Genomic DNA, 11540 nt, shown 5'->3' on the forward strand with positions numbered 1-11540 from the left:
GCACGAGCGACTCGGGCGCGGCGGGCGACGAGCACGGTCACGCGGACGGCGCCACCTCTCACACCGATCCGGACGAGCAGGGCCACGCCGATCAGGATGCCGCGGCATCCGGCGCCGCGCCTGCCGATCCCGTTGCCCGCTGGCTCTCCGGCGGCGCACTCGCCGCAGCGCTCGCTGCTCTCGTCGTCGCCGTCACGCGCCGCCGCACCTGACGCCCCCGCCACCATCCCCGCTCGCGACGCCGAACCGACGCGCGCGGTCGCCTACTCTGCGCAGCAAGCGACCACGCGCGTCGGGTGAGCGCCGCGAGGGACGCGCCAGTGAGAGGATGGGTGGCGCCATGACTGCCACTGGTTCGAACCTCCCGCCTGTCCTGCGCCCCGCCCATCCGCCGCGGCGTCGGCTCGACGACCTCGCCGCGCGTTTCGGCGGCGAAGTGCGGGGCGACGCGGCCGACATCGAACTGAGCGGCATCACGCTCGCGACGGCGGATCTGCGCCCCGGCGAGGCCTTCGTCGCGATCCAGGGTTCCGGCCGTCACGGCGCGGAGTTCGCGTCCACCGCCGCCGAGGCCGGCGCCGTCGCGATCGTGACGGACGAGGCGGGCGCGACGATCGCCGCGGACGCGGGGCTGCCCATCGTCGTCGTCGACCATCCGCGCGCCCTCCTCGGCGACCTGTCGGCGTGGGTCTACGGCACCGCCGAGGATCTGCCGGTGCTGCTGGCGACCACCGGCACGAACGGCAAGACGAGCGTGTCGCATCTGCTGGAGGGCGTCCTCGGGCAGCTCGGCGTCGCGACGGGGCTGTCGTCTACCGCTGAGCGCCACATCGCCGGCGAGGTGATCGTGTCGCGGCTGACGACACCCGAGGCGAGCGAGTTCCACGCGCTGCTGGCCCTCATGCGGGAGCGGGGCGTCGAGGCGGTCGCCGTCGAGGTCAGCGCGCAGGCGCTCAGCCGTCACCGCGTCGACGGCATCGTCTTCGACGTCGCGGGCTTCACGAACCTCACGCACGACCACCTCGACGACTACGCCGACATGCGCGAGTACTTCGAGGCGAAGCTGCCGCTGTTCCGTCCCGACCGCTCCCGCCGCGCCGTCGTGTGCCTCGACTCCTCGTACGGCGCCGAGGTCGCGGCCCGCGCCGAAGTGCCCGTCACGACGATCGTGACACCGGCGATCGCGGCGGATGCCGCGGCATCCGCCGACTGGACCGTCGACATCGTCGAGGAGCGTCAGGACGGCACCGTGTTTACGCTGCGCGAGACAGGGTTCACGCTGACGGGTCCGGACAGGCGAACACTGACGACGACGGTCCCGGTCATCGGTCGCCATATGGCCGCCAACGCGGGGCTTGCGATCGTCATGCTGCTCGAGGCCGGCTACGCGTGGGAGCGGCTGGCGGACGCCCTCGACGGCGGGCGCATCGACGCGCAGCTGCCCGGCCGCACCCAGCGCGTGTCGGGCGAGCGGGGACCGGCGGTGTACGTCGACTTCGGCCACTCCCCGGACGCGTTCGAGAAGACGCTCGCCGCCGTACGGCGCGTGACGCCTGGAAAGGTCGTCATGCTGTTCGGTGCCGACGGCGACCGTGACGCGACCAAACGTCACGACATGGGACGCACGGCGGTGGAGGGCAGCGATGTCGTGATCGTGACCGACCACCATCCGCGTCGCGAGGATCCGGACGGCATCCGTGCGACGCTCATCGAAGGCGCGCGGCGCGCCAGGCAGGATGCCGAGGTCCTCGAGTTCTCGCCGCCCGAACGCGCCATCCTCGAAGCCGTGGCGCGCGTCGGCGAGGGCGACGCGATCTTGTGGGCGGGGCCCGGCCACCAGGACTACCGCGACATCAAGGGCGTCCGCACGCCGTACTCCGCCCGAGAACTCGCCCGCCGAGCACTTCGCGACGCCGGCTGGCCGGTCCCCGAGCCGAGCTGGCACGTTCCCTACCCCGACGGCGAGACCCCGCTCTCCGACCCCGACCGCGACTGGCGCTGACGCCACCGGCAACACCGACGAGCATGTGGCCTGACCACAAGCGGACGCAGCATCCACGGCATCCGCTTGTCGCTTTCGTGCATTCCCATTCTGTGGTCGGACCACATGAGATATCGTGTGAGGAACGACCCGACCACGGATGGGTGGACGGGCGGATCCCACAAGGACGAGGAACCCGAAATGACAACCGTCAGCCCCACCACTTCGCAGGACGCGCAACCCGTCGCCTGGACCGGATTCGTCGCCGGCCCCTGGCAGGACGAGGTCGACGTCCGCGACTTCATTCAGCGCAACTACACCCCCTACACCGGTGACGGATCCTTCCTCGCCGGCCCGACCGCCCGCACCACTCGCGTGTGGGACACCCTCGCCGCGATGTTCCCCGTCGAGCGCGAGAAGGGCATCTACGACGTCGACGCACACACTCCCGCCGGCATCACAGCGCACGCGCCCGGCTACATCTCCGACGACGACACCGTCATCGTGGGCCTGCAGACCGACGCGCCTCTCAAGCGCGCCATCATGCCCAACGGCGGCTGGCGCATGGTCGAAGGTGCACTGGAGACGTACGGCTACGAGGTCGACCCGGTCCTGAAGAAGGTCTTCAGCGACTACCGCAAGACCCACAACCAGGGCGTGTTCGACGTCTACTCCCCGAACGTGCGCGCCGCGCGCAGCTCGCACATCATCACGGGTCTGCCCGACGCCTACGGCCGCGGCCGCATCATCGGCGACTACCGCCGCGTGGCCCTCTACGGCATCGACCAGCTCGTCGCCGCCAAAAAGGTCGACAAGCTCGGCCTCGACTCGACGCCGTTCAGCGAAGACGTCGTGCGCATGCGCGAGGAGCACGCGGAGCAGATCCGCGCCCTCGGCGAGTTGAAGCAGATGGCCGCCTCGTACGGCTTCGACATCTCGGGCCCGGCGACCACCGCTCGCGAAGCGGTGCAGTGGCTGTACTTCGGCTACCTCGCCGCCGTCAAAGAGCAGAACGGCGCTGCGATGTCGCTCGGACGCACCTCGACGTTCCTCGACGTGTACGTCGAGCGCGATCTGCAGCGGGGCCTCATCACCGAGGCCGAGGCGCAGGAGATCATCGACGACTTCGTCATCAAGCTGCGGATCGTCCGGTTCTTGCGCACCCCCGAGTACGACTCGCTGTTCTCCGGCGACCCGACGTGGGTCACCGAGACGATCGGCGGCGTGGGCGAGGACGGCCGTCCGCTCGTGACGAAGAACTCGTTCCGCTACCTGCAGACGCTGTACAACCTGGGCCCGGCCCCCGAGCCGAACATGACGGTGTTCTGGAGCCCCGCGCTGCCGCAGGGATTCAAGGACTTCTGCGCGCAGGTGTCGATCGACACGTCGGCGGTGCAGTACGAGTCCGACGAGATCATCCGCGCCGCGTGGGGGGACGACGCTGCCATCGCGTGCTGCGTGAGCCCGATGCGCGTCGGCAAGCAGATGCAGTTCTTCGGCGCCCGCGTCAACCTCGCCAAGACCATGCTGTACGCCATCAACGGCGGCCGCGACGAGGTCTCCGGCAAGCAGATCTCCCCCGTGGCCGCACCCGTCGGCGACGGCCCGCTGGAGTTCGACGACGTCATGGAGCGGTTCGACAAGACCATGGACTGGCTCGCCGAAACCTATGTCGAGGCGCTCAACTGCATCCACTGGTCGCACGACAAGTACGCCTACGAGCGCATCGAGATGGCCCTGCACGACAGGGACGTGCTGCGCACGATGGCCTGCGGCATCGCGGGATTGTCGGTCGCCGCCGACTCGCTGTCGGCGATCAAGTACGCGACGGTCACCCCCGTGCGCGATGAGCGCGGCATCGTCGTGGACTACGTGATCGAGGGCGAGTTCCCGACATACGGCAACGACGACGACCGGGCCGACGCGATCGCGGTCGATCTCGTCGAGCGGTTCATGGCGAAGATCCGCCGTCACCCGATGTACCGGAACGCGCTGCCGACCCAGTCGGTGCTGACGATCACCTCGAACGTCGTCTACGGCAAGGCCACGGGCAACACGCCCGACGGCCGCCGCGCCGGCGAGCCGTTCGCACCGGGCGCCAACCCGATGAACGGACGCGACACGCACGGGATGCTGGCCTCCGCCCTCTCGGTCGCGAAGCTCCCCTACTCGGAGTCGCAGGACGGCATCTCGCTGACCAACACGGTCGTGCCGAGCGGACTGGGACGCACGAAGGACGAGCAGGTGCACAACCTCGCGGGTCTCCTGGACGCCTATGTCGGTTCGCAGGGCTACCACATGAACGTCAACGTCCTCAACCGCGAGACGCTCGAGGACGCCATGGAGAACCCGGAGAACTACCCGCAACTGACGATCCGCGTTTCCGGCTACGCCGTGAACTTCGTCCGGCTCACGCGCGAGCAGCAGCTCGACGTGCTGTCGCGTACGTTCCACGGTTCGATGTGACCGGCGAACGCCGGCACATCGAACCCCACCAGGAAGAAGCTGATCGCCATGGCAGCGACGATGCTCCGTCGCCACCCCTGCAACGCGGTGCCGAGCTCCCTCCCCGATGACGCGGTGCGCCTGGAGGTCCCCCTTCAGGCGCCCGCCGGCACCGTACCGCGGCGGGCCGGTGCCGGCCTCGACGGTCTGACGGTCGAGGAAGTGGACCGGCACGAACGTCTCACCGCGATGCGTGAGGGTCGGCTCGGATCGGTGCACTCCTGGGAGTTGGTGACCGCCGTGGACGGTCCGGGCACCCGGCTGACGGTCTTCCTCAACGGATGCCCGTTGCAGTGCCTGTACTGCCACAACCCCGACACCCTCATGATGAAGGACGGGCAGCCGGTCTCGAGCGACGAGCTGTTGACGCGCATCGGCCGGTACCGGGCGGTGTTCAGCGCCACCGGCGGCGGCATCACGCTGTCGGGCGGCGAGGTGCTGATGCAGCCGGCGTTCGCGGCGCGCATTCTGCGGGGCGCGAAGGAACTCGGCATCCACACCGCCATCGACACCTCCGGATACCTGGGTGCCGCGGCATCCGACGCGATGCTCGACGACGTCGACCTCGTGTTGCTCGACGTCAAGAGCGGTGACCCCGACACCTACAAGAAGGTCACCACGCGTGAGCTCGAACCGACCCTCGAGTTCGGCCGACGCCTCGCAGCGCGCCCGGAAGGTCCCGAGATCTGGGTGCGGTTCGTCCTGGTGCCGGGACTCACCGACGAAGAAGAGAACGTCGAACTGGTCGCGCGATATACGGCATCCTTGAACGAGATCCGCCCCGACGCGGTCAGCCGGGTAGAAGTGCTGCCGTTCCACCAGATGGGTCGCGACAAGTGGGACGCGCTCGGCCGCGAATACCACCTCGCCGATACCCAACCGCCGACACCCGAACTCACCGAGCGCGTGCGCGCGCGGTTTCGCGCGCACGGCCTCCCGACGTACTGACCGCTCTCGCACCGGTCGGTAGAGCCTCGCCCGGCTCCGATCAGCCCGTCCCGCCCATCCGCGCGACGGGCTGATTCGTCTCTGCCCTCCGCCGAGACGGGAGATTTCCGACGAGACGGCATGCGATGCGTTCCGTCTCGCCGCAGAGTCTCGCCGAAGATGCTCCGTCTCTCGCAGACGAGCGTGGTCACACCGCCGCGATCGCGGCGTCCGCGGCGGCGCGCGCCCACCGTTCCGCCTCGGCGAGGGACTCGCGGGTCAGCCGCGACGGAGGCTCGTGCTCATCGACGACGCGGGCGATCGTGTCGAGGATGCCGAGGAAACCCAGCGCGCCGTCGTGGAACGCCTCGACGGCCTGCTCGTTCGCGGCGTTGAACACGGCGGGGTACGTTCCTCCGGCGCGCCCGACCTGCTTCGCGAGCGCGACCGCCGGGAACGCCTCGTCGTCGAGCGGCTCGAATGTCCAGGATTGGTTGCGCGTCCAGTCCAACGGTACGCCGACGCCGGCGACGCGATCCGGCCACGCGAGCCCGAGCGAGATCGGCAACCTCATGTCGGGCGGTGACGCCTGCGCGATCGTCGACCCGTCGATGAACTCGACCATCGAGTGCACGACCGATTGCGGGTGCACGACGACGTCGATCGCGTCGTAGGGGATGCCGAAGAGCAGATGCGCTTCGATGACCTCGAGCCCCTTGTTGACGAGGGTCGCCGAGTTCGTCGTGATGACTCTGCCCATGTCCCAGGTGGGGTGCGCGAGGGCCTGTGCGGGCGTTACGCCCACCAACTCGGCGCGGGCACGGCCGCGGAACGGACCGCCGGAGGCCGTCACGACAAGGCGCCGCACCTCGGCATCCGTCCCCGCGCGCAGCGCTTGCGCGAGTGCGGAATGCTCGGAGTCGACGGGGACGATCTGACCGTCGGCGGCGAGAGCGGTCACCAGGTCACCGCCGACGATGAGCGACTCCTTGTTGGCGAGGGCGAGGGTGCGGCCGGCTTCCAGCGCGGCAAGAGTGGGGCCGAGGCCGACAGAGCCGGTGATGCCGTTGAGCACCACGTCGGCGGCGATGTCACGGACGAGCTGCTCGATCTCGGCCGTTGCGGCCCCGACATCCGCATCGGCATCCGCGTCGGCACCGGTGTCCGCCGCGAGCGCCGTGTGCTCGACGCCGAACTCGGTCGCCTGCGCGGTCAGCAGTTCGCGATTGCGACCCGCCGCCAGACCCACGACCTCGAACCGGTCGCGACGCTCGCGGATGACGTCGAGCGCCTGCGTCCCGATCGAGCCGGTCGAACCGAGGATCACGACGCGACGCATGCCGTCAGCCTACCGAGCGCCGCTACTGCGCCGCCGGGACGGCCTGCTGCGCGCCGAGGATGTCGATGACGAAGACGAGGGTGTCACCCTTCAGATCCGTCGTGTTGATCTCGCCCTCGCCGTAGCCGTCTGCCGGTGGGATGACGACGAGCACCTGCGAGCCCACCGTCTGCCCGACGAGCGCCTTTGTGAAGCCCGGAACGAACTTGTCCGCGCCGCCCATGTACGGCGAATCGCCGGTCCACGTGTCGCCGCCGTCGAACAGTTCGCCAGTCGACCAGCGCGCACCGCGGAACTGGACGAGGACCTGATCGCTCGCAGCGACGGTGTAGCCGTCGCCCTTCTTGAGGACGGCGATCTCGGTCTCGGTCGGCGGCGTGTCGTCGGTGGGGACCGTGATGTTCGGGGTGCCGTCGGCATCCAGCGTCACCGTCGGCATGCCGGCGACAGGCGCCTGCTCCTCACCCCATGCGGCGGTGGGGTTGATGCCGAGCGCGTCCAGGACGTAGACGACACTCGGGGTCGTCGTGTCGCCGGTCGCCGCGACGACCGCGATACGGCTCCCGATCGTCGCACACCCGAAGAAGGCCCCGAGACCGTCGGGGGAGATCTGCTGCGGCATGAGCTGCCCCGGCTCGAAACCGCCGACGTCGAGCACGGCACCGGTGGTGCCGTCGAGAATCGTGTACCCGAAGTTGAGGTAGTCACCCGCGACGAGCTCGTCGCCGTCGCCGGTCACCAGCACCGTGCGCTGGGTGGGGAGTTCGGTCGCGTCGATAGGAAAGTCGAAGGAGACTTCGGGCGGCGTGCCGACATCGCCTGTCGCCGTCACCGCGTCCGACTGGGGGCCTGCGGGCGCGGCGGCGCCGCAGAGGTCGGCGGAGCCGGTCGACGTCGGCGAGGACGTCTCGTCGCCACCGCCCAGGCCCGAACACCCCGCGAACAGCACCGCCGAGACGACGGCGACGGAAAGGACGACGAACGGGCGCAGGCGCACTTCAGACCTCACAGCAAGCAAGAAACGGGGATCGGTCCATCCTTTCGTACTTTCATCTGCACAGTCTGGGAGACCCGCCGTGTGGACATGCGTGAAGAGGCATGGAATCCGGAGTAGCCTCTTCTGGTGACCTCCGCGAGCCCCGATCCCGAGGATGCCGAGGCGGAGACAGCAGATCCGCACGACGACGACCGGGTCACCGGTATCGGCGCGACCTATGTCCTGGGCCGTTGGGTGCTCGCCCCTCTCGCCCGCCTGATCTATTGGCCGCGCATCGAGGGCCGCAAGAACTTTCCCCGCAAGGGCGCCGTGATCCTGGCGAGCAACCATCTGTCGTTCGTCGACTCGTTCGTGATCCCGATGGCCGCCCCTCGCCCCGTCCGGTTCCTCGCGAAGTCCAGCTACTTCGACGGCAAGGGGTTGAAGGGCTGGTTCTCGCGCGAGTTCTTCTACGCCGTAGGCGCCTTCCCCGTGCAGCGGGGCGCCGGTCAGGCCGCCCTGGACGCGCTCGACCAGCAGCAGCGCATGCTCGACGCGGGGTGGTCGACCGCCCTCTACCCGGAGGGCACCCGCTCCCTCGACGGCCGGCTGTACAAGGGACGCACCGGCGTCGCGTTCCTCGCGTTGCGGACCGGCGCACCCGTCGTCCCGGTGGGAATCGTCGGAACGAACGAAATCATGCCCGTGGGCGCGAAATTCCCCCGATTGCGCCCACGGGTGACTGTCCGTTTCGGCGAGCCGCTCGATCTGTCGCATCACGGGCCGGCCGATTCCGGCAAGGCGCGGCGGCTCGCGACCGACGAGATCATGGCGGCGATCCACGCGCTTTCCGGCCAGGAGCTCGCCAACGCCTACAACGAGGCGCCCGCCGCGAACCCCGTCGAACGCCTCAAGCAAGTCCTCCCCCACGAGCGCCGCTGATGCGAAGGTTCTCGCGTCGCTGGGTAGGTTCTCTCGCCCCCACGGCGCGGCAGCGCCACTGAAAAGCTAACGCGAAAGTCTCGCGACATGAGCCAGACTTCCTCGCCCCACGGCGCGGCAGCGCCACTGAAAAGCTGATACGAAAGGCCCCCGGGGGGAGCAGGTTCCCTCGCCGCAAGCGTGCCGGCGTGACAGACGTCGGAAAAGCAGGCTGAACCGACTGTTCTGGCCGCTGAGCGGGCCCCAGTGCGTGATCCAGCCTGCTCTTGCGACGCTGCTGGCGAGAGAGCGGGCAGCGGTCCGGCACGCGACCCGGAGCCGAACGCAGCCAGCGATGTCGACGACGGCTCGGCCGTGACTGCTGGCGCGGGGCGCATCGCCCCCTCCACAGGTCGGCAGTTCGCCGATCTATCCACATTTCCCGGGTTCGGTCTCCACGGGGGCGGCGCCCACCGCGACGCTGGCGATCATGTCGCACGCAAACACCGCCGACGCGGGCCCCGCCCCCTTCTTCTTCCGTACGCGCGACCTGACCGCGCAGGGCTGGCGGGGGCGCGATGTGCGCGCCGCGAGCGCCACCGGCCGGATCACTCCGCTGCGGCGCGGCGCCTATTGCGCGCCCGCGACCGACACGGACTGTATTGAGGCCGCGCGATCGCGAGGGCGGCTCGCGTGCGTCTCGGAGCTGCATCGCCGCGGTGTGTTCGTCCTCGACCATGCGGCGCGGCACATCCACATCCCCGGGGAAGCCGCGCGGCTTCCGACCACCCCGACGCACGGCCACGTCCACCGTGAGCGACTATCGCGTGCACCGCATCCACGGTCGATGAGCGTGGAGGTCCTCGATGCGTTGCGCCAGGCGGTCCTCTGTCAGCCTCCGCGCGCAGCGATCGCCACGATCGACTCGGCACTGCACCTCGGCGTCTTCCCTCACGACGAGCTCGACGAGTTGTTCGCGGCGCTGCCTCGCCGCTACCGACGCCTGCGACGACTCCTGGACTCGCGAGCGGAGTCGGGACCGGAGACACTCATGCGCCTGATCCTGCGCACGATCGGATGCGAATTCCATGTCCAGGTCCGCATCTCCGGGGTCGGCAGGGTGGACTTCGTGGTGGACGGCTGGCTCATCATCGAATGCGACAGCGAGCAGTACCACTCATCTTGGGAGGATCAGAAGCGGGATCGACGCCGCGACCAGGCTGCAGCGGCTCTCGGGTACGCGACCTACCGCCCGATCGCCGAGGACATTCTGTGGCATGCCGACGAGGTTCGTGCGGCGATCGTCGGCCTGCTTGCCGGCCGGGGCGCGCGCCGGTCCGTCCCGAAAGCAGGCTGAACCGAACATCGGGGAGCCATCCAGACCCTCTTCGCCCGATCCAGCCTGCTTTCGGACGGGACCGCGGAACGATGGACGGGACGCCGGACTGAATGTCGCCGGAGCGAGCGAGCGGGTCAGGCGGGGAGGGCGGTCACGATGGCGTCGTGGCGGACGGGGAAGTTCACCGAGTTCGCGATGAAGCACCATTCGTGAGCTTGCGCGTGCGCGGCCTCTGCCGCCTCGATCATGGATGCCGCGGCCACGACGACCCGCGGGCGCAGCGTCACCTCGGTGAATGCGCCGCCGCCGCGACCGTCCTCGGTCATGACTCCGGTCGCGTCGTCGTCGTTGGAGACGACGACGACGCCCGCCTGGACGCACGCGTGCAGGTAGGACAGCAAGTGGCACTCCGACAGCGCAGCCAGCAGGAGGTCCTCGGGGTTCCACCGGGTGCCGTCGCCGCGGAAGGGGCGGTCGCTGGAGGCGAGGAGGTCTGGCTTGCCCTCGATCGACAGCGTCACCGAGCGGTCGTAGTCGCGGTATCCGCTGGTCCCGGTGCCGCGATTGCCCGTCCAGCGGCTGTGCAGCCCGTAACGATGTTCACCCAGCATCCGGTCAGTCTGCCACGGTGTTCGCAGCTGCACCGCGCCCACCCCCGCCGCGGCGCACCCACGTGGCGGCGCTAGGCTGGCGACGTGGCAGAGACGTTTCCGGTGAGTGGCGCCGTGCAACTCGCCGTCGTGGAACGGAGCGGCTTCGTGGAGTCCCGCCACGCGGGAGCGGCGATCGTCCTGGACCCGGAGGGCGCCGTGCGGATCAGACTCGGCGACGTCGACACGCCGATCCTGCCGCGCTCGAGCCTCAAGCCGCTGCAGGCGGTGGCATGCCTCACGGCCGGCGCAACGCTCGACGACGAGCGTCTCGTCCTCGCGACGGCGAGCCATGCCGGCACCGATCGGCACATCGCAGTGGTCCGCGAGATCCTCCACGCCGCGGGACTCGGGGAGTCCGACCTGCAGTGCCCGCCCGCCTGGCCGGCCGACTCCGCCACGCGTGACGAGCTGGTGCGCGAGCTCGGCCAGCGGGAACGGGTGCGCATGAACTGCTCCGGAAAGCACGCCGCGATGCTGCTCACCTGCGTCGCGAACGGCTGGGACACCGCGACCTATCTGGATCCGAACCACCCACTGCAACTGCACATCCGTGAAGTCGTGGAGCGGCTCATCGGAGCGAAGGTCGCCGCCACCGCTGTGGATGGCTGCGGAGCCCCGGTCCATGCCATGAGCCTGACCGCGCTTGCGCGCGCCGCGCACCGCGTCGGTACCTCGTCGGAGCGGTCGCCGTTCGCGCTGCACAGGATGGCAGGCACGCTCGTGCGCGCGGTGCGTGAGCATCCGTGGGCGATCGACGGTCCCGGTCGCCCAGACAGCGTCGCGATCGAACGCCTGGGCGTGTTCGCGAAAGGCGGCGCCGAGGGCGTCATGATCATGACCGCCCCCGAGGGCACGACCGTCGCCCTCAAGGTGCTCGACGGCAGCCGGCGAGCGACCAC

9 protein-coding genes and 1 pseudogene are annotated in these 11540 nt (G+C 69.6%); 7 read left to right on the forward strand and 3 right to left on the reverse strand.

Features of this window, described 5'->3' with window-relative positions:
• From WBP48_RS18580 to pflA, 4 genes and pseudogenes are all read left to right on the forward strand, one after another.
• Positions 1-212 (forward strand): annotated as a pseudogene (locus WBP48_RS18580) (hypothetical protein); the annotation flags it as partial.
• Positions 213-340: 128 nt separating this feature from the next.
• Positions 341-2002 (forward strand): Mur ligase family protein, encoded by a 1662-nt coding sequence (locus WBP48_RS18585; protein WP_424442284.1) that lies wholly within the window; start codon positions 341-343, stop codon positions 2000-2002.
• Positions 2003-2182: 180 nt separating this feature from the next.
• Positions 2183-4447 (forward strand): formate C-acetyltransferase, encoded by a 2265-nt coding sequence (pflB, locus tag WBP48_RS18590; RefSeq protein WP_424442285.1) that lies wholly within the window; start codon positions 2183-2185, stop codon positions 4445-4447.
• 48 nt (positions 4448-4495) lie between these two features.
• Positions 4496-5434, forward strand: a complete 939-nt coding sequence (gene pflA / locus WBP48_RS18595; RefSeq protein ID WP_424442286.1) for a pyruvate formate-lyase-activating protein — start codon at positions 4496-4498, stop codon at positions 5432-5434.
• 187 nt (positions 5435-5621) lie between these two features.
• Here the strand turns inward: pflA and dxr are convergent, their stop codons facing one another.
• Positions 5622-6752 carry a 1-deoxy-D-xylulose-5-phosphate reductoisomerase gene (gene dxr / locus WBP48_RS18600; RefSeq protein ID WP_424442287.1) on the reverse strand — a complete coding sequence of 377 codons (1131 nt, stop codon included), beginning with the start codon at positions 6750-6752 and terminating at the stop codon, positions 5622-5624.
• Positions 6753-6774: 22 nt separating this feature from the next.
• Entirely contained in the window at positions 6775-7761 is a 987-nt protein-coding gene (locus WBP48_RS18605) for an FKBP-type peptidyl-prolyl cis-trans isomerase (RefSeq protein WP_424442288.1), read from the reverse strand.
• A gap of 111 nt (positions 7762-7872) precedes the next feature.
• Between WBP48_RS18605 and WBP48_RS18610 the strand changes: the two genes are divergently transcribed.
• Both WBP48_RS18610 and WBP48_RS18615 read left to right on the forward strand, forming a co-directional pair.
• Positions 7873-8670 carry a lysophospholipid acyltransferase family protein gene (locus WBP48_RS18610; RefSeq protein WP_424442293.1) on the forward strand — a complete coding sequence of 266 codons (798 nt, stop codon included), beginning with the start codon at positions 7873-7875 and terminating at the stop codon, positions 8668-8670.
• A gap of 469 nt (positions 8671-9139) precedes the next feature.
• A complete protein-coding gene (locus tag WBP48_RS18615) occupies positions 9140-10006 on the forward strand; it encodes an endonuclease domain-containing protein (protein ID WP_424442289.1) in 867 nt (288 codons plus the stop codon).
• 116 nt (positions 10007-10122) lie between these two features.
• On the opposite strand, the gene WBP48_RS18620 is transcribed toward WBP48_RS18615, so the two are convergent.
• Positions 10123-10599, reverse strand: coding sequence for an OsmC family protein (locus WBP48_RS18620; protein ID WP_424442291.1), 477 nt, complete (start codon positions 10597-10599; stop codon positions 10123-10125).
• Positions 10600-10683: 84 nt separating this feature from the next.
• Between WBP48_RS18620 and WBP48_RS18625 the strand changes: the two genes are divergently transcribed.
• The coding region (locus WBP48_RS18625; RefSeq protein WP_424442292.1) for an asparaginase at positions 10684-11540 on the forward strand (857 nt) is incomplete at its 3' end.

The sequence above is a fragment of the Microbacterium sp. genome, from assembly GCF_049661145.1.
Classification (GTDB): Bacteria; Actinomycetota; Actinomycetes; order Actinomycetales; family Microbacteriaceae; genus Microbacterium.